Source organism: Devosia litorisediminis (assembly GCF_018334155.1).
GTDB lineage: Bacteria > Pseudomonadota > Alphaproteobacteria > Rhizobiales > Devosiaceae > Devosia > Devosia litorisediminis.
This window is the reverse complement of record NZ_JAGXTP010000001.1, coordinates 965,905-981,794: the sequence shown is the minus strand read 5'-3', so window position 1 is coordinate 981,794 and position 15,890 is coordinate 965,905. Positions and strand designations below refer to the sequence as shown.

At 59.7% G+C, this 15,890-nt stretch carries 20 protein-coding genes and 1 tRNA gene; 9 read left to right on the top strand and 12 right to left on the bottom strand.

Annotated elements, in window-relative coordinates; genetic code table 11:
* Positions 1 to 58: 58 nt before the first annotated feature.
* The gene (gndA, locus tag KD146_RS04690; RefSeq protein ID WP_212657574.1) at positions 59 to 1,477 is read right to left on the bottom strand and encodes an NADP-dependent phosphogluconate dehydrogenase; all 1,419 of its coding nucleotides are present in this window, start codon (positions 1,475 to 1,477) and stop codon (positions 59 to 61) included.
* Between the two features lie 198 nt (positions 1,478 to 1,675).
* Between gndA and KD146_RS04685 the strand changes: the two genes are divergently transcribed.
* Together KD146_RS04685 and KD146_RS04680 are read left to right on the top strand one after the other, a co-directional pair.
* Entirely contained in the window at positions 1,676 to 2,440 is a 765-nt protein-coding gene (locus KD146_RS04685) for a glucose 1-dehydrogenase (RefSeq protein ID WP_212657573.1), read from the top strand.
* A 3-nt stretch (positions 2,441 to 2,443) separates the two neighbouring features.
* Entirely contained in the window at positions 2,444 to 2,986 is a 543-nt protein-coding gene (locus KD146_RS04680; RefSeq protein ID WP_212657572.1) for a gluconokinase, read from the top strand.
* Here KD146_RS04680 and KD146_RS04675 read toward each other — a convergent pair.
* From KD146_RS04675 to KD146_RS04660, 4 genes are all read right to left on the bottom strand, one after another.
* Positions 2,970 to 3,872: a DMT family transporter gene (locus KD146_RS04675; RefSeq protein WP_212657571.1), complete on the bottom strand. Its 903-nt coding sequence runs from the start codon at positions 3,870 to 3,872 to the stop codon at positions 2,970 to 2,972. The two genes, KD146_RS04680 and KD146_RS04675, sit on opposite strands and share 17 nt — an antisense overlap.
* Before the next feature lie 91 nt (positions 3,873 to 3,963).
* Complete coding sequence (locus KD146_RS04670) at positions 3,964 to 4,467, bottom strand: CYTH domain-containing protein (RefSeq protein WP_212657570.1); 504 nt, start codon at positions 4,465 to 4,467, stop codon at positions 3,964 to 3,966.
* A 2-nt stretch (positions 4,468 to 4,469) separates the two neighbouring features.
* Positions 4,470 to 5,006: a methylated-DNA--[protein]-cysteine S-methyltransferase gene (locus KD146_RS04665; protein ID WP_212657569.1), complete on the bottom strand. Its 537-nt coding sequence runs from the start codon at positions 5,004 to 5,006 to the stop codon at positions 4,470 to 4,472.
* A 105-nt stretch (positions 5,007 to 5,111) separates the two neighbouring features.
* Positions 5,112 to 5,294, bottom strand: a complete 183-nt coding sequence (locus KD146_RS04660; protein WP_212657568.1) for a CsbD family protein — start codon at positions 5,292 to 5,294, stop codon at positions 5,112 to 5,114.
* Between the two features lie 122 nt (positions 5,295 to 5,416).
* Here KD146_RS04660 and KD146_RS04655 point away from each other — a divergent pair, with 122 nt between their 5' ends.
* On the top strand, positions 5,417 to 6,088 hold the full coding sequence (locus KD146_RS04655) for an RluA family pseudouridine synthase (protein WP_212657567.1): 672 nt from the start codon (positions 5,417 to 5,419) through the stop codon (positions 6,086 to 6,088).
* Here the strand turns inward: KD146_RS04655 and KD146_RS04650 are convergent.
* Together KD146_RS04650 and KD146_RS04645 are read right to left on the bottom strand one after the other, a co-directional pair.
* On the bottom strand, positions 6,085 to 6,369 hold the full coding sequence (locus KD146_RS04650; protein WP_212657566.1) for an ASCH domain-containing protein: 285 nt from the start codon (positions 6,367 to 6,369) through the stop codon (positions 6,085 to 6,087). The two genes, KD146_RS04655 and KD146_RS04650, sit on opposite strands and share 4 nt — an antisense overlap.
* Complete coding sequence (locus KD146_RS04645) at positions 6,369 to 6,746, bottom strand: RidA family protein (protein WP_212657565.1); 378 nt, start codon at positions 6,744 to 6,746, stop codon at positions 6,369 to 6,371. The genes KD146_RS04650 and KD146_RS04645 overlap by 1 nt, the downstream gene beginning before the upstream one ends.
* Before the next feature lie 173 nt (positions 6,747 to 6,919).
* Between KD146_RS04645 and KD146_RS04640 the strand changes: the two genes are divergently transcribed.
* Positions 6,920 to 7,279 carry a hypothetical protein gene (locus KD146_RS04640; protein ID WP_212657564.1) on the top strand — a complete coding sequence of 120 codons (360 nt, stop codon included), beginning with the start codon at positions 6,920 to 6,922 and terminating at the stop codon, positions 7,277 to 7,279.
* A gap of 14 nt (positions 7,280 to 7,293) precedes the next feature.
* On the opposite strand, the gene KD146_RS04635 is transcribed toward KD146_RS04640, so the two are convergent.
* From KD146_RS04635 to KD146_RS04625, 3 genes are all read right to left on the bottom strand, one after another.
* Positions 7,294 to 7,379, bottom strand: a tRNA-Leu gene (locus KD146_RS04635).
* Positions 7,380 to 7,396: 17 nt separating this feature from the next.
* A complete protein-coding gene (gene gpt / locus KD146_RS04630; protein ID WP_212657563.1) occupies positions 7,397 to 7,894 on the bottom strand; it encodes a xanthine phosphoribosyltransferase in 498 nt (165 codons plus the stop codon).
* Between the two features lie 80 nt (positions 7,895 to 7,974).
* Entirely contained in the window at positions 7,975 to 8,745 is a 771-nt protein-coding gene (locus KD146_RS04625) for a competence/damage-inducible protein A (protein ID WP_212657562.1), read from the bottom strand.
* 129 nt (positions 8,746 to 8,874) lie between these two features.
* On the opposite strand from KD146_RS04625, the gene map reads away from it, so the two are divergent.
* Together map and radC are read left to right on the top strand one after the other, a co-directional pair.
* Entirely contained in the window at positions 8,875 to 9,705 is an 831-nt protein-coding gene (gene map / locus KD146_RS04620; protein ID WP_212659109.1) for a type I methionyl aminopeptidase, read from the top strand.
* Positions 9,702 to 10,436: a RadC family protein gene (radC, locus tag KD146_RS04615; RefSeq protein WP_212657561.1), complete on the top strand. Its 735-nt coding sequence runs from the start codon at positions 9,702 to 9,704 to the stop codon at positions 10,434 to 10,436. Before map ends, radC begins: the two co-directional genes overlap by 4 nt.
* On the opposite strand, the gene KD146_RS04610 is transcribed toward radC, so the two are convergent.
* Positions 10,428 to 11,684, bottom strand: a complete 1,257-nt coding sequence (locus KD146_RS04610) for a GNAT family N-acetyltransferase (RefSeq protein ID WP_212657560.1) — start codon at positions 11,682 to 11,684, stop codon at positions 10,428 to 10,430. The two genes, radC and KD146_RS04610, sit on opposite strands and share 9 nt — an antisense overlap.
* 92 nt (positions 11,685 to 11,776) lie before the next feature.
* Positions 11,777 to 12,511 (bottom strand): cytochrome c biogenesis CcdA family protein, encoded by a 735-nt coding sequence (locus KD146_RS04605; protein ID WP_212657559.1) that lies wholly within the window; start codon positions 12,509 to 12,511, stop codon positions 11,777 to 11,779.
* 173 nt (positions 12,512 to 12,684) lie between these two features.
* Between KD146_RS04605 and KD146_RS04600 the strand changes: the two genes are divergently transcribed.
* The 3 genes from KD146_RS04600 (at position 12,685) to KD146_RS04590 (ending at position 15,889) form a co-directional block, all read left to right on the top strand.
* The gene (locus tag KD146_RS04600; protein ID WP_212657558.1) at positions 12,685 to 13,050 is read left to right on the top strand and encodes a DUF2200 domain-containing protein; all 366 of its coding nucleotides are present in this window, start codon (positions 12,685 to 12,687) and stop codon (positions 13,048 to 13,050) included.
* 143 nt (positions 13,051 to 13,193) lie between these two features.
* Positions 13,194 to 14,429 (top strand): putative DNA modification/repair radical SAM protein, encoded by a 1,236-nt coding sequence (locus tag KD146_RS04595; RefSeq protein ID WP_212657557.1) that lies wholly within the window; start codon positions 13,194 to 13,196, stop codon positions 14,427 to 14,429.
* Positions 14,429 to 15,889: a UdgX family uracil-DNA binding protein gene (locus KD146_RS04590; protein ID WP_212657556.1), complete on the top strand. Its 1,461-nt coding sequence runs from the start codon at positions 14,429 to 14,431 to the stop codon at positions 15,887 to 15,889. Before KD146_RS04595 ends, KD146_RS04590 begins: the two co-directional genes overlap by 1 nt.
* The last annotated feature ends 1 nt before the right edge of the window (position 15,890 follow it).

The window sequence follows — 15,890 nt, the reverse complement described above, 5'->3', positions numbered from 1 at the left end:
CAAAATGCAAAAGGCGCCGACCCGGAGATCAGCGCCTTTCGTTTAATCACCCTGAGGCTTACTTGCCCAGCGTTGATGGCCAGGTTCCGTGCAGATCGGAACCACGTCCAACGATTTCAAAGCCATGTGCGCCAAAGAAGTCGCGCTGCCCCTGAATCAGGTTCGCCGTACCCTGGGCCTGACGATAGCTGTCGAAATAGCTCAGCGCGGCCGACAGGCAGATCATCGGAAATTCGCCAACAGCAGCAGCTGCAACAACCTTGCGCAGCGATGGGTGGGCATCCTTCATCAGCGACACGAAGTCAGGCACCACCAGCAGATTGACATTACCACCCTTGGCATAGGCAGCAGACATCTGGTCAAGGAAGCGCGAGCGGATGATGCAGCCGGCGCGCCAGATCTTGGCAATGGTTGCCAGTGGCAAGGCCCAGCCGTTTTCTTCCGATGCCTTGGCGATAACGGCGAAGCCCTGTGCGTAGGAAACGATCTTGCCAGCCAGCAGAGCCTGTTCGAGATCGGCCAGCGTCACTTCGGTCTTGGCACGGTTCGGTTTGCCATAAATGGCTTCAGCCGCGACGCGTTCTTCCTTGCGCGAGGATATCGAACGGGCAGCGACGGCGCCTTCGATGGCTGTTGCCGGCACGCCCATCTGCTGCGCGGCAATTGCCGACCACACGCCAGTACCCTTCTGACCAGCCTTGTCGAGAATCAACTCAACCAGTGGCTTGCCCGTGTCGCCATCGACCGCCGCCAGCACATGACCAGTGATTTCAATCAGGTAGGAATTGAGCGGACCCTTGTTCCATTCCTTGAACACGTCGGCGCATTCGCTCGGGCTCATGCCCAGACCGTCACGCATCACGCCATAGACTTCAGCGATCATCTGCATATCGCCATATTCAATGCCGTTATGGATGGTCTTGACGAAGTGGCCCGCGCCGCCTTCGCCCAGATAGGCGCAACAGCTCTCGCCATTGAATTTGGCGGCAATTGCCGTCAACACCGCCTCGGCATTGTGCCACTGTTCCTTGGAGCCACCCACCATGATGGATGGGCCGTGACGGGCACCCTCTTCACCACCCGACACACCTGCGCCGAGATAGCCAATGCCCTTGGGCTTGAGATAGTCGAAGCGGCGCTGCGTATCGGTGAAGAGTGAATTGCCGCACTCGATGATCGCATCGCCCTTGTCCAGATGCGGCAGCAACTGCTCGATCATGTCGTCGACTGGCTTGCCGGCCTTGACCATGATGATGATCGAGCGTGGGCTCTTCACGGCCTGGACGAACTCCGCAAGATCGTATTTGGGGACAGTCTTGCCATCCAGTCCCTGCGCCTTGGCTTCTTCCACGAACTCGTCAATGCGCCCGGACGACCGGTTGTGGACAGCAATGGTGTAGCCTTTTTCGGCGATGTTGAGGGCCAGGTTTGAGCCCATCACAGCAAGGCCGATCAGGCCGATATCCGCTGTCGACATACTAGCAGTCCTTCCGAAGATTTTTCGCATAAGATGCGCGCAACGCCTGCCGCGCGGCGGCGAACCTGACCACAATCCGGCGTTCGAAGAAAGCCGTTTTCAAGCAATTTTTGGGCAAATTCACCTTCTTGTATGGTAGTTTTTCTTGTTAGTTGAAGCAAGCCCTCTCGCCTCGTCCTCTGTTCGGAGACATTTTTGATGCCCTCTCCCTTTGACCTGACCGGCAAACGCGCCCTTGTTACCGGCTCCAGTCGTGGCCTTGGCCTTGCCATGGCCAAGGCTCTGGCCGAGGCCGGCGCTACCGTGGTGCTCAACGCGCGCGACGCCGTTGCCTTGGGCGCCGCTGCGCAGGATCTGGCAGCAACCGGTGCCACTGTGCACGCCGTCGCCTTTGATGTGACCAATCGCGAAAGCATTAATGAAGCGATCAAACACATTGAGGATGAAATCGGGCCCATCGACATTCTGGTCAACAATGCGGGCATGCAGTTCCGCTCAAGCCTTGAGTCGTTCCCGCCCGAAAAGTTCGATCAGCTCATCGCTACCAATTTGACTTCCGTGTTCAATGTCAGCCAGCCAGTATCACGCCACATGATCTCGCGCGGCCAGGGCAAGATCATCAATACCTGCTCCCTGATGTCCGGCATGGCCCGTGCCGCCATCGCCCCATATGCGGCCAGCAAGGCGGCAGTGGCCAATATAACCCGCGGCATGGCAGTTGACTGGGCGCCGCACGGTCTGAACGTCAACGGCATTGCCCCCGGTTATTTCGCGACCGAGCTCAATGAGAGTCTGTCCAAGAACCCCAAATTCAACAGCTGGCTAGAAGCCCGCACGCCGATGGGACGCTGGGGCAGGCCCGAGGAACTGGGCGGCGCGGTTGTGTTCCTTGCATCGGGAGCCGCCAGCTTCATCAACGGCCACATCCTGTATGTGGATGGCGCCTTCTCGGCTACGGCCTGATCCATGAGCCAGCCCCCTGCCCGCATCATCATTGCCATGGGCGTCAGCTCCTCGGGCAAATCGACCGTTGGCCAGTCCATCGCCCGCCGCCTGCATGTGCCGTTTCTGGATGGTGACGGCTACCACCCCGAAGCCAATGTCGAAAAAATGCGGGCGGGCACGCCGCTAACCGATGAGGATCGGTGGCCGTGGCTCGAACGGCTTGCCCTCGCACTGCATGAAGCGGCCGACCGGAAGGATGCTGCTGTCGGCGCGTGCTCAGCCCTCAAACGCAGCTATCGCGATTTTCTGACCCAGAAAGCGGGCGAACCAATTCTGTTCGTCTATCTGGACGGCAGCCGCGACGTGATCGGTGAGCGCATGGCCAGACGCAGCCATGAGTACATGCCCACCAGCCTGCTCGACAGCCAATTCGCCACACTTGAGGTACCTGATCCGACTACTGAGAACGTGCTCATCGTGCCGGTCACCGACAGCGTCGAGAAGATCACCCAGACGGTGACCAAGTCCCTGACGCACCTGAAGAGCTTCAAACGCTGGCAGTAGAGGGGCGCCGGAAGGCGCCCTGGCCATAGGCCACGGTCAGGGCGGCTGACACGATCACGACAGCACCTGCGATCGTCCAGATATCCAGATGCACGCTGAGCAGCACCGCATCGAACATGAAAGCCCACAGGATGCCGGTATATTCATAGCCGGCCAGCAACGTGACCGGCGCCCGCGCGACGGCCTCCGTCATGAACACATGTCCAAGCCCTCCCAGGATACCAGCGCCGACCAGCAGCAACTGGATTTGGCCATGCAGCTCAGGCCAGCCGAATGGTAGCGTCGCCAGACCAAACAGCGTGCTGAGCACCCCAAAAGACAATGCAATACTGGCTGGCGGGTCGGTGCGCGTCAGGTCTTTGACCTGCACACGCGACAAGGCACTCGTTGCGGCCATGCCTACGCCGGCGGCTATGCCGATCAGTGTGCCGTCGCGCATCTCGGCACCCGTCAGCTCTGGAAAAAGCATCAACAGCACCCCGGCAAGCCCCATCGCAACACCCGCGACAACGATCAGACTGGGGCGCTCGCGCAGGATCACAATTGCAGCCAGCATCGACAGGATGGGCGTCAAATAGCTTAGAGCGGTCGCAACGCTGACCGAGAGATAGGCCAGTGCCGTAAAGTTGAGGCCCATCACGATGCAACCCAATACGCCGCGCAACAGATGCTTGCCAGGCCGCTTGGTCCGCAACGCCACCCCCAATTGGCCCCGCAGTGCCAGATAGATGACGATGGGCGGCAGAGCGACAGCACTGCGCCAGAAGATCAACTGTCCCAGCGTGGCCGACGAAGCCGCCGCATGGATGATCGTCGACATTGCGATCAGGCAGAACAGGCCACATGTGGCGAGCAACAGGGCAAGGCGGGAATTGGATGCGGGCATCTGGGCTCTATCGACGCCAACGCATTGCCATGCAACATAAAACTGATGCAACAGCGCTGATTTAACGTTTCCTGCGCGCGCAGAGTACCGCTCAGCTCAGGTCAGAAGGCGCCAAAACGTCCTCTTCACATGCTGGAACGCCGGGCGTACGTGACAGGCTGGCATTGGCATAGCGGTCATCGTGGCTGACTTCAGCGCCGACCCAGTCCGGTAGGGGAACAGGCTGATCGGGCGCTTCCAGTTCGACCTCGGCCATTACCAGGCCGCTATGGGCACCCTCGAACACGTCGACTTCCCAAACAAAGCCAGCATACGGCACCAGAAACCGACGCTTCTGGATCACATGGGGTCGCGCCATCTCCAGAAGCTCACGAGCCTCTTCGATCGGAATGACATATTCAAATTCTGATCTGGAGAGCCCTTCTGCCACTCCTTTCAGCGTCAGAATGCCATGCGCATCATCCTTGGTGCGTACCCGCACGGTCGCCTTGGCGTTCGAGGACAGATAGCCTTGCTGCAGTGCTGCACTACTGGTCACGCCGTCGCGCCAGCCATCCGAGCGCACCAGAAACTTTCGTTCAATCTCGATGCCCATCGCTAGAATCCAAACCCCATCTGCCCCACTGGCGCGCCTACCGATACGCCTTCAAGCGCCAGCATCCGTAGCTTGGACAAAGCACCACCCGGCGCTGAGTAGCCACCGGCCTTGCCATTGCTGGCGAGCACACGATGACACGGGATGATCAGTGGGATGGGATTGGCACCCATTGCCTGTCCCACGGCGCGTGACAGCGCCGCACCGCCCAGCGTCTTGGCGAGAGCGCCATATGTGGTGGTCTGACCCCATCCGCAGGCCAGCAGCGCCTGATAGGCCGCGCGGTGAAACGACGGCACAGCCGTCAGATCCAACCGTGTCTGCTCAAAGGACACTGCAGCGCCGTCGGCATAGTCTTCAATCTGGTTGATGAGCAATTGTACAGCCCGGCTCGGTACACCTGGAACGCCGCCATCGCGGTTGATCTGCACCGTCAGTTCATCAGGCCCAAGCCCCGGCAATTGCAGCCGGGCAATTCCGGTGTCGGTCCAGCCAATGCCAAACGCGCCCAAAGCCGTTTGAAAGATCGTAGTTTCCATCGGGCGATCCTATCGTGCCCGGCCAGGGCCACACCAGCGCCTTGCAACCACCAGGCACAAAAAAGCCGCCCACATGGGGCGGCTCATATGCGCATCTGCAGATACTTACTTCTTCAGCGCATCGCGCGCGTCGTCTTTGAGCTCGCCGGCCTTCTGCTGCAGCTTGCCTTCAGCCTTGTCGAGCTTGCCTTCGGCCTGGAGTTTCTCGTTGTCGGTCGCACCGCCAACGGCGTCCTTGACCGAACCCTTGACCTGCTTGCCAGCGCCTTCAACTTCATCTTTGTGCATGGGAGTCTCCTGTGTCTGTTGTTGCTTTCACAACGGGCCAGCACCCAAGACGTTCCAATTTGTGGTCACGCAAACCAACCAGCCTATTGGTCAAAACCCGGACGGTCTGCTACAGGGCCGCCATGTCCGGACCCATGCCCCCCCTGCTGAACTATACCCCGCCCATGGAGCCCTATCTCAACGTCCTGCATCAGGATGACGACATACTGGTGCTCGACAAGCAGAGCGGCTTGCTCAGTGTGCCGGGCAAGGATCCCTCGCTATGGGATTGCCTGGAATACCGGGCGAGAAAGACCTGGCCTACCGCGGGCATGTGTCACCGGCTGGACAAGGACACGTCGGGCGTTTTGGTGATGGCGCTCAACAAGCGCGCCCATGGCCGCATCGGCAGCCAGTTCGAACACCGCAAGACCACCAAATCCTATATTGCCCGGGTTGCCGGCATCATTGAGAGCGATAGCGGGGTGGTTGACCTGCCACTAGCGACCGATTGGGACAACAAGCCGCGTCAGCGCGTCGACCATGAGAACGGCAAGTCGTCCCAGACCGAATGGGTTGTTCTTGAGCGCGAGGCAAACGCTACCCGCGTTCGCCTCCACCCACTCACGGGGCGAACCCACCAGCTCAGGGTTCACATGAAGGCGATCGGCCATGTGATTCTGGGCGATGCATTTTATGCGGATGCGGAAACCCTGGCCGCCGCAGATCGACTGCAACTACACGCAGCCGAACTGGGCCTGACACATCCCACATCAGGCGAATTCTTGACCTTCGTGGCGCCCACGCCCTTTTAGGCTTCGCCAAGATAACCCACCTCAATGCGCTGGAACAAATGTCCCGGCTTCATCGTGTCGAGCCATCTGCGGAAATCGGCAACATCCTGAAACCCGGCGCGTCTGGCTTCTGCCTCGGTGACATCTTCGGGCGACATGTCGTCAATCGCCTTGATCGCCAACAGCCCCACCTTTGTCTTGAGCGTCCCACCGGCCTTCACCGTTGGACGGCTCCAGCGTCGAAAGATCAGATCGACCCTACCGGCCTTGATATCCTCGAGAAGCGCAGCCTTGAGTAGCATCAGTCCAGCACCGCAGTTGCCAGCATCTCGACCTTGAGCCCTTCCGCCAGCAATTCCTTGACCACGACCGTGGCACGCACGGGGAATGGCTGCTTGAAGAAATCGGCATAGACTGCGTTCATGCCCTTGGCATCGGCACTGTCGGTTAGAAAAACCTGCACCTGAACAATATTGGCCAGCGAGCCACCCGCCGCCTCAACGGCAATCTGCAGGTTCTGGATGGTGCGTCGCGTCTGTTCTGCAATGCCGCCGCTAACGATCTCACCGCTAGCAGGGTCCTCGGCAATGGCCACCAGCCAGACCTGTTTTCCAGCCTTGATGGCGTCGTTGACCGGCGCCGACGATGGCGCAATTCCCGTTTCAATCCGCTCAATCATCTGATCGCTATCCTGTTGCTGCATAACAATTCGATACAATTCTCGGGCTGATTTTAGCCCTTTGCTGCCTCTATGCCCATGCCGGAAGCGGGGGATTTTCCTGACTTGTTTCCAAGGGCTACTGGCGAGACCATCGAGACAGCCAATATCGCACCAGGAAAGGTGGATACGACATGACTGCACCAATCAGCGAAGACCTCTCGGAACTGATCTCCGACTTCCGTGACGAGGTCGCAAGCTATGCCATTCTGATGCGCGAGGGCACCAATGGTGCTGAAGCCGTTCGCAGCTCATACGGTCCGCTGCTCGAAGCCCTGCAGACCCCACCGCCAGCCCGTTCGCTGGACGATGTCGCCGCAGCGATGCTGTATCTTCTCGATTTTGGCAATCTGGGCCAGTCGGACGAGGCCATCCTGCGCGCCGCAATCGCCGGGCTTGCGCCCATTCTGGACATTCCAGATGACGCAGACGCCGATTTTGAGTGTGCCGAGATTCTTCCGTTCGACCGGCCATTGCAGGCCCACGCCCAATAGCGCTTCTTAATCCTTGGTGCGGGCGGCGGGACTTGAACCCGCACGGGGATACCCCCTCCGGATTTTAAGTCCGGTGTGTCTACCATTCCACCACGCCCGCCTCGGGTCCAGGGTCGGCTAGTCGGTCCCACCGCTGATCGGGGCGACGTAGGCAACGTCGAGATCCCATGGGAAGAAAATCCAGGTATCCTGGCTGACTTCGGTGATGAAGGTGTCAACCATCTCATTGCCCTTTGGCTTGGCATAGACCGTCGCGAAATGCGCGCCGGGCAGCATTTCGCGGACCACACGAGCGGTTGAGCCGGTGTCGACCAGATCATCCACGATCAGCACCTTGGCGCCGGTCTTGGCCAAATCCAGAACCGACTGGCTGATTTCCTTGAGCACCTTGATGCCACCCTGATTCTGGTGGTCATAGCTTTTGACGGCGACAGTCTCGACGGTGCGGATATTCAACTCGCGGGCCACGATGGCCGCGGGCACCAGACCACCACGTGCAATCGCCACAACGGCATCGAAGGGGCCCAGCGCCGCAAGGCGCCACGCCAGGGCGCGGCTGTCGCGATGGAACTGGTCCCATGTCACCGGGAACGACTTCTGGTTGGGATCGCTCAAATCATCTCTCCTGCACCGACGCCGTGCGCCCGGTTGAATTTGGAAGGGCGTTGTTTAGCAAAGCTGACGCCCCACGCCAATCAGTCTTCTGCGGGTGCGGCAATACCAGCCTTGGCATGTGCCTCAGCTACCATGGCCCGAACCTTGTTGGCGGCCTCTTCGAGCTGAGCGGCATCCGAGCAACGCAAGACCAGCTCGGTCATCACCCGATCATGCCCCATTTGCGGGTAGCTGCCCATCTTTACGTCGGGATACTGTTCCTGCAATGCCCCCAGCGGGCCACCTACTGTTCCCTCCCCGACCGCAGCCTTGATGGTGACAGAGAGTACCTTCTTGCCGCCTCGAAGCGTCGGCACCAATGCCTCAAGCATGGCGCGCATGATAACCGGCACACCGGCCATCACATGCACATTACCGATACGGAAGCCCGGCGCGGCACTAACAGAATTGACGATCAGGTCAGCGCCTTCGGGAATGCGGGCCATGCGCAGACGTGCTTCATTGACCTCGGTTCCGGTCTGCTTCCAGCGCGATTCCAGCATCTCACGCGCCTGCGCATTGATTGGCAGCGCTACACCGAACGCCTTGGCGACAGCATCGGCTGTGATGTCGTCATGAGTGGGGCCGATGCCACCGGTGGTGAACACATAGGTATAGCGTGCTCGCAGGGCGTTGACCGCGTCGACAATGTCGTCGGTTACGTCGCTGACAATCCGCACTTCCATCAGGTCGATACCCAGATCGGTGCAAAAGTCGGCTGTGGCGCCGATATTGACGTCCTTGGTACGACCGGAAAGAATTTCATCACCGATTACCAGAAGGCCGGCGGTTACGCTGTCTGCGCTGGACATGGAATTTCCCTGACTGTGGTGGGGGATCAGCAATGCCCCGCAGCGATTAGCACGTCAAGCGACGCTGTTGGCCTTCCAATCGCGCGCCGGTGCGACTATTTTCGTTGGCACCAACCGGAGTTCTTGATGATTACCTTTGTCGACGCCCCTGCCAAAGCTCGCCGCACACCCGGCGTCATTCCGCTGCATGGCGCGGAAGGGTTTGAGGGCATGCGCAAGGCTGGCGCACTCGCTGCCAGGGCACTCGATATCCTCAGTGAGTATGTTGAGCCCGGCGTCCCCACCGCCACTATCGACAAGGTGGCCTATGAGTTTGCGCGCGATAATGGCGCGGTCCCCGCGACCATATTCTACAAGGGCTTCCGCCACTCGCTGTGTACCTCGATCAACCATGTGGTCTGCCACGGTATCCCTGATGACCGGGCACTGCGCGAAGGCGATATCGTCAATGTTGATCTGACCCTTGTGGTCGATGGCTGGCATGGCGATTCCAGCCGCATGTATCCGGTCGGCGAAATATCCCGCAAGGCGGAACGCCTGATTGAGGTCACCTATGCCAGCCTCGCTGCTGGCATCGAAGCGGCCAAGCCGGGCAACACCACCGGCGACATTGGCCACGCGATCCAGACCTTGGCTGAGGGCGAACGCATGAGCGTGGTGCGTGACTTTGTCGGTCACGGTCTGGGCAAGCTGTTCCATGACGAGCCCAATATCCTGCACTTCGGCAAGCCCGGCACCGGCGTGCCGCTGAAGCCCGGGATGATTTTCACCATCGAGCCAATGATCAATCTGGGTCGACCCGACGTCAAAATTCTTTCCGATGGCTGGACGGCGGTCACCCGTGACCGAACCCTGTCAGCCCAGTGCGAGCACTCCATCGGCATCACTGAAACCGGCAATGAGGTATTCACCCTCTCCCCCGGTGGTCTGTTCAACCCGCTGGCCGTACGGGCCGCATGATGAGCGACCGGCCCGACGAATTCGCCGAGGCCGGTTTCCCAGCGCTCAACGCTGCTCCCGATGATCATGCTGGCCATCGCCAACGCGTTCGTGAGCGCTTTCTGAAAATCGGCGGCGACGCGCTCGAAGATTACGAACTGCTCGAGCTTGCCCTGCAATTGGCGATCCCCCGGCGTGACACCAAGGCGCTGGCCAAGACGTTATTGCGGGAGTTTGGCTCCTTTTCAGGCGTGTTCAACGCCAGCCACGCGCGCTTGGCCAAGATCAAGGGGCTGGGCGATACCACCATTGCCCATATCAAGGTTATCCAGGCAGTCGCGGCACGCTTTGGCCGTGACAGGATTGATGCCGAGCAGCCTATCCTGTCGTCCTGGTCGCAACTGATTGAATACTGCTCAAGCCAGATGGCTTACGAATCCATCGAGCAGTTCCGAATTCTGTTTCTGGACAAGAAAAACCGGCTGATTGCCGACGAAGTGCAGCAGACCGGCACGGTTGACCACACACCAGTTTACCCCCGCGAGGTGATCAGGCGGTCGCTGGAGTTGTCAGCCACGGCATTGATTCTGGTACATAACCACCCATCGGGCGACCCCGCGCCATCATCTGCCGATGTGCGGATGACCAAGGAAATCCACGACATCGCCAAGCCACTAGGCATTACGCTGCATGATCACATCATTATTGGCAAAACCGGGCACGCGTCGCTACGTGGGCTCAAATTAATCTGAGCTACCTGCCGAACCGGTCGGTCGGACTGCGCCGCTGAGCCGCTCAAAAAGCTGCCGACCGCTTCGGAAAGCCGACTTGAGGCGTTTGCTTGCCTTAATGCGAGCACGCGTCTTCTGGAAAATCTGATGCGCCTTGACGATCAGGGCACCTTGTCGGGTTAAGCCGATATAGTGCTGCTGCAATGGGATCTGCACATTGCACCAATGGCGCTTCTCGTCGGTAAAGCCGCTGCCCATATCAAATACAGCGGTACCATTGTCGAACACCGATTGCATCACCCGCAACAGGCACTGCTTGCCCGGGGAGCCATTCTGGATTGCCACGTCGTCACTCATCGAGGAAATCAGGCAGAACATACGCTCATTGTGCACCACATTGTAACGCACAGCGACGATCTGGTCGTCCAACCGGAGCACATGCAACCGCACATCGACGCCCGATCCGGCCGCTGCCAGATCGTGGTAAAAGCTGATCAGACCATCCTGCACGAAAGTATCGCGAATTCCCTGTGCCTTGAAACGCGCCGAGCGCTGCCGGAACATGGTCTCAATCGCGTCTTGGGTATCGTCGCCATTGTTGATCTCGGCGAAGCTGACCGCCCCCATCGCCGTGAGACGGTCGCCCTGCTGCCGGTCATGCTTGCGCCGCGACTTGTTGCGCTGCAGCTTGTCGCACTCTTCCCAGCTGCCATATTGGCTACGGTAAAGCGTTTCCACCGCCAGGGTGGCACCCAATTCATCAAACAGGCCCTGGTGCCCTCCCACCTCGGTGGGGATCGACCGCAGATAGACCACATCGGCACCATCCAGGGCGCTCGTCATCTCGGTCCACAGCGCGCAGCGACCCGCCGATCCTAAGGCCGCAAGCCTGTCGTAATCAGCCACCGGAGCGTAGCACCCCGCATTGGCGCCGGGAAACCAGGTCATGATTGGCAGGCCATGCACCCGCTTGCGATGCAGGGGCAACAGCGCTACCGCCGCCCCATCGACACGGCCCACGACGTAGCGCTGGTCGGCCGATGCTATCTTGCGATGCGCCACCCAGGCGCGAATGAAATCAAAACTTTGACCGGGCGACTCGATGGCCTTGTCGGTCAATTCGCGCCAGACCGCTTCGACTTCAGCCAGATCGTGGCTCACCACCACACTGATCGCGCCATGCGCGTCGGCGACAGGCACCGGTTGCGGCGCCATATCTGGTGCTACCGGTGTCGTATTTGCCAGCGCTGGCGTCAGGGTTCCACTCATGAGCCGCAGTGTGCCGTGGACCGGTAAACCAGTACTGAACTTGACCAGAACAATTCACGCTTCTGTGACCACGGTTAAGCAGGTCTTACGGCTTAACCAAAATTGGCCAGCACCGGGAATGTATCGAGGAACCAGTAGGATAGCCGAGTGAAATTGCCCGTCAGGAACAGCACGCCTGTCAGCACCAGCAGACCGCCCATCACCCGTTCAACAATGTGCAGATGTCGTTTGAAACCCTGGAAGAAAGCGAGGAACGGCCCCACCGCTATGCCCGCCAGAAAGAATGGCACACCCAGTCCCAGCGAATAAATGCCCAGCAGTCCCGCGCCCTCCCAAGCAGTTGACTTGCTCGCAGCAACGCTCAGCACCGCCGCCAGCACGGGCCCGATGCAGGGCGTCCAGCCAATGGCAAAGGCAAGACCAAGCAGAAACCCGCCCAGCGGCCCGCTCGCCACGCCAGGGCCTTGATGGCGCATCTGCCGATCAAGCAGTCCAATGCGATAAACACCTAGGAAATGCAGCCCCATTGCAATGATCAGCACACCCGCAATCGGTGTCAGGATGGGGAGTAACTGACGAAATGCCTGACCAAACGCCGTCGCTGTGGCACCCAACGCGACAAACACCACGGTGAAACCCAGAATGAAGAACAGCGATGTGAACGCCACGCGGCGCTGCAATGCCCCAGCACTGGTGCCTTCATCGCGCAACTGATCAAAGCTCGCGCCGCTCATATAGGTCAGATAGGGCGGCACCAGCGGCAGCACGCACGGCGACAGAAAGCTCAGCACGCCCGCGCCAAACACCAGAGGCAAAGAAAATTCCAACGCTCACGCTCCCGATTGCGCCGCAGTTCTACCGCGCCAGCCCGACAAAGCAATGCGCACCATTGTCGCCTCGCCGCGATGTGATGATCCCGCGAGCCTGCCAACGCCACCTTGCGGACTCGCTGAACTCGGCTACTCTGAGGTTAAAGAATTCTGGAGCGCTGAGAAAAGTCATGAGCAGCCACCGCATCTATGCCGTCAGCGTCGCCAGCGTCTATCCGCTCTACCGCGCCAAGGCGGAAAAGAAGGGTCGCAGCAAGGCGGAAGTCGATCAGATCATCTGCTGGCTGACCGGCCACAGCCAGACATCGCTCGACGAAGAGTTGGCGCGCGCAACCAGCTTTGAGGATTTTTTCGCCCAAGCGCCGCGGATGAACCCCGCCCGCACCCTGATTACCGGCGTGGTCTGCGGGGTACGCGTCGAAGAAGTCGCCGAGCCCACCATGCGCGAGATCCGCTATCTCGACAAACTGATAGACGAGCTGGCCAAGGGGAAGGCAATGGACAAAATTCTGCGCCAAAAGGCATCTTACCCCTAAAATCGACCTACGAGACGACTGCAAGGCGGGGGCACGTGACGCTCGCCAAAAAGTGTTTGGGCTGCAGATCGTCACATGTCTTTTTTTAACGCGCTATCGCAATGGATCAGCTATCCCTGCATGTGAACATAAAGGGAACGTCTATGGCTGCGCTCACCATGCGCCGAAAGTTGGCAATACTCTCTGACGCCGCGAAATATGACGCATCCTGTGCATCAAGCGGTACCGAGAAGCGCAGTAGCGCGGGCACGGGCGGCATTGGCTCAACTGAAGGCAGCGGTATTTGCCATTCCTATGCACCAGATGGTCGCTGCATCAGCCTGCTCAAGATATTGCTGACCAATTTTTGTGTTTATGACTGCATCTATTGCGTGAATCGTTCCTCGTCCAACGTCCCGCGTGCACGCTTCACTGTTGAAGAAGTTGTCCGACTGACGTTGGACTTTTACAAGCGAAACTACATCGAAGGCCTGTTCCTGTCCTCGGGCATAATCCGCTCGCCGGATTATACAATGGAAGAACTGGTACGCGTGGCGCGGAGCCTGCGGCAGGATCACCACTTCGCCGGCTACATCCACCTCAAGGTCATCCCCAACGCTACGCCCGAATTACTGGCGGAGGCAGGACTATGGGCGGATCGGCTCTCGACCAACATTGAAATGCCAACCGATCTGGGGCTCGAAGCTTTGGCACCTGAGAAACGGCCCGCCGAAATCCGTACGGCTATGGCACGTGTGCGTGGCAAGCTGGATGAGGCTGCGCCCGACAGCAAGGCCAAGGCGAAACCACGCAAATTCGCCCCGGCCGGACAATCAACACAGATGATTGTAGGCGCCGACGCCGCCGATGACGGGGCGATCCTGCATCGCGCTGCAGGTCTCTATTCCGGCTACAAATTGCGTCGCGTCTACTATTCGGCATTTTCACCAATCCCCGACGCCAGCGCTCGCCTGCCGCTCAAGGCGCCGCCCGTGATGCGAGAGCATCGCCTGTATCAGGCGGACTGGTTGATCCGCTTTTATGGGTTTGATGTCCCGGAGATCATTTCTGGCGGCCACGATGGCCTGCTCGATCTTGATATCGATCCCAAGCTTGCCTGGGCTCTGCGCAACCGCGCCCTGTTTCCCGTTGACGTGAACCGCGCCGACTGCGAGATGCTATTGCGCGTACCCGGACTGGGTACGCGCAGCGTCGATCGTATCCTTGTGACCCGCCGTCACCACCGCCTGCGGCTGGACGACGTGGCGCGCATCGCAGGTTCAATCGATAAGGTGCGCCCGTTTATCGAGGCGGCTGATTGGTCCCCCGGCCACTTGACCGATGACAGCAAACTGCGCGCGCGACTGGTGCCACCGCCACAGCAATTGAGCCTGTTCTGATGCAGTTGGTTCACCTGCATGCGCTCAACGACTTCGACGAGTGGCGTTTGGCGGCGCGGTGCCTATTGCGCGCCGGACTAGAGCCAGATGAAGTGGTATGGCGCGATCCTTATGCCGAACCGGAACTCTTCGAGACAGCGGATCCGCTTCCTGATGGCAATCGGCCAGTCAATGCAGTCCCGCCGGCTTTCCTCGCGTTGGCGCAGACTGTTGTCAGCCACTCAGACCCGCAGCGCTTTGCCCTGCTCTACAGCGTTCTATGGCGGCTGCAGCGCGATCGTCATGTTCTCGATCTGGCCACCGATGTCGATGTGGCACGGCTGAACAAAATGGCGAGCGCAGTGCGCCGCGACAGTCACAAGATGAAGGCCTTTGTTCGCTTCAAAACCGTTGCGGACGATAGCGGCATTGCGCGGTTCGCGGCTTGGTTCGAACCCGACCATTTCAGCCTTGAGATAACGGCCCCCTTCTTCGCTCGCCGATTTGACGGCATGAACTGGGCGATCGTCACGCCTTATCGGTCTGCCGCCTGGGACGGTAATCAGCTGACTTTCGGCGAGGGTGGCAGCAAGGCGGACGTGCCTAGCGAGGACGCCGTAGAGGATGACTGGAAGACCTATTTCAGTTCGATCTTCAACCCCGCCCGGCTCAAGGTTGCCATGATGAAATCGGAGATGCCCGTCAAATACTGGCGCAATCTGCCCGAAGCCGAACTCATTGCCCCACTGATACGGGGCGCCAGAGAGTCGGTGCAGCAGATGATCGAACGAAACGCCAGCCAGCCACCGTCTCGCCATCTCCGGAAACTGGAAAGGTTACCTGAGCCAGGCGCCCCGTTTGCGCCGCTCACCACCCTCGCCGACGCCCGGGCCGCGGTGCAGAACTGCCAGCGCTGCCCGCTCCACGAGCACGCGACACAAGCCGTGTTTGGCCATGGCCCCGAACGGGGCCAGTTGATGTTTGTAGGCGAACAGCCAGGCGACCACGAGGATCTGGCCGGCCAACCGTTTGTGGGACCAGCGGGCAAGGTGCTCGACGCTGCGCTCATCAAGGTCGGTATTGACCGTGACCGCGTCTACCTCACCAATGCCGTCAAACACTTCAAGTTTATCCCACGCGGCAAGCGGCGTATCCATCAGCGTCCCGACGGCGGGGAAGTTCAGGCGTGCAAGTTCTGGCTCGATCTGGAGATCGCACAAGTCAGACCCAGAATCATCGTCGCCCTGGGCGCAACGGCCGCACAGAGTTTGCTTGGCAAGCCGGTGACGATCTCGGCATTGCGCGGCGCGCCTATCCCCATGACAGACGGAACCATCCTTTTTGTGACCAACCACCCATCCTATCTGCTGCGCATTGCCGACCAGGCGGCTCGCGAGACCGAGCGTCTCAAGTTCGAAACCGATCTCGACATGGTTCGCAGCGCCGCCGAACATTTGTCCCCTGCGCTCGACACTGCCTAGT

What these genes read in the sequence shown, in the direction of transcription:
- gndA (WP_212657574.1), bottom strand. Translation starts at nt 1,477, where the DNA reads ATGTCGACAGCGGATATCGGCCTGATCGGCCTTGCTGTGATGGGCTCA.
- KD146_RS04685 (WP_212657573.1), top strand. Translation starts at nt 1,676, where the DNA reads ATGCCCTCTCCCTTTGACCTGACCGGCAAACGCGCCCTTGTTACCGGC.
- KD146_RS04680 (WP_212657572.1), top strand. Translation starts at nt 2,444, where the DNA reads ATGAGCCAGCCCCCTGCCCGCATCATCATTGCCATGGGCGTCAGCTCC.
- KD146_RS04675 (WP_212657571.1), bottom strand. Translation starts at nt 3,872, where the DNA reads ATGCCCGCATCCAATTCCCGCCTTGCCCTGTTGCTCGCCACATGTGGC.
- KD146_RS04670 (WP_212657570.1), bottom strand. Translation starts at nt 4,467, where the DNA reads ATGGGCATCGAGATTGAACGAAAGTTTCTGGTGCGCTCGGATGGCTGG.
- KD146_RS04665 (WP_212657569.1), bottom strand. Translation starts at nt 5,006, where the DNA reads ATGGAAACTACGATCTTTCAAACGGCTTTGGGCGCGTTTGGCATTGGC.
- KD146_RS04660 (WP_212657568.1), bottom strand. Translation starts at nt 5,294, where the DNA reads ATGCACAAAGATGAAGTTGAAGGCGCTGGCAAGCAGGTCAAGGGTTCG.
- KD146_RS04655 (WP_212657567.1), top strand. Translation starts at nt 5,417, where the DNA reads ATGTCCGGACCCATGCCCCCCCTGCTGAACTATACCCCGCCCATGGAG.
- KD146_RS04650 (WP_212657566.1), bottom strand. Translation starts at nt 6,369, where the DNA reads ATGCTACTCAAGGCTGCGCTTCTCGAGGATATCAAGGCCGGTAGGGTC.
- KD146_RS04645 (WP_212657565.1), bottom strand. Translation starts at nt 6,746, where the DNA reads ATGATTGAGCGGATTGAAACGGGAATTGCGCCATCGTCGGCGCCGGTC.
- KD146_RS04640 (WP_212657564.1), top strand. Translation starts at nt 6,920, where the DNA reads ATGACTGCACCAATCAGCGAAGACCTCTCGGAACTGATCTCCGACTTC.
- KD146_RS04625 (WP_212657562.1), bottom strand. Translation starts at nt 8,745, where the DNA reads ATGTCCAGCGCAGACAGCGTAACCGCCGGCCTTCTGGTAATCGGTGAT.
- radC (WP_212657561.1), top strand. Translation starts at nt 9,702, where the DNA reads ATGATGAGCGACCGGCCCGACGAATTCGCCGAGGCCGGTTTCCCAGCG.
- KD146_RS04610 (WP_212657560.1), bottom strand. Translation starts at nt 11,684, where the DNA reads ATGAGTGGAACCCTGACGCCAGCGCTGGCAAATACGACACCGGTAGCA.
- KD146_RS04600 (WP_212657558.1), top strand. Translation starts at nt 12,685, where the DNA reads ATGAGCAGCCACCGCATCTATGCCGTCAGCGTCGCCAGCGTCTATCCG.
- KD146_RS04595 (WP_212657557.1), top strand. Translation starts at nt 13,194, where the DNA reads ATGGCTGCGCTCACCATGCGCCGAAAGTTGGCAATACTCTCTGACGCC.
- KD146_RS04590 (WP_212657556.1), top strand. Translation starts at nt 14,429, where the DNA reads ATGCAGTTGGTTCACCTGCATGCGCTCAACGACTTCGACGAGTGGCGT.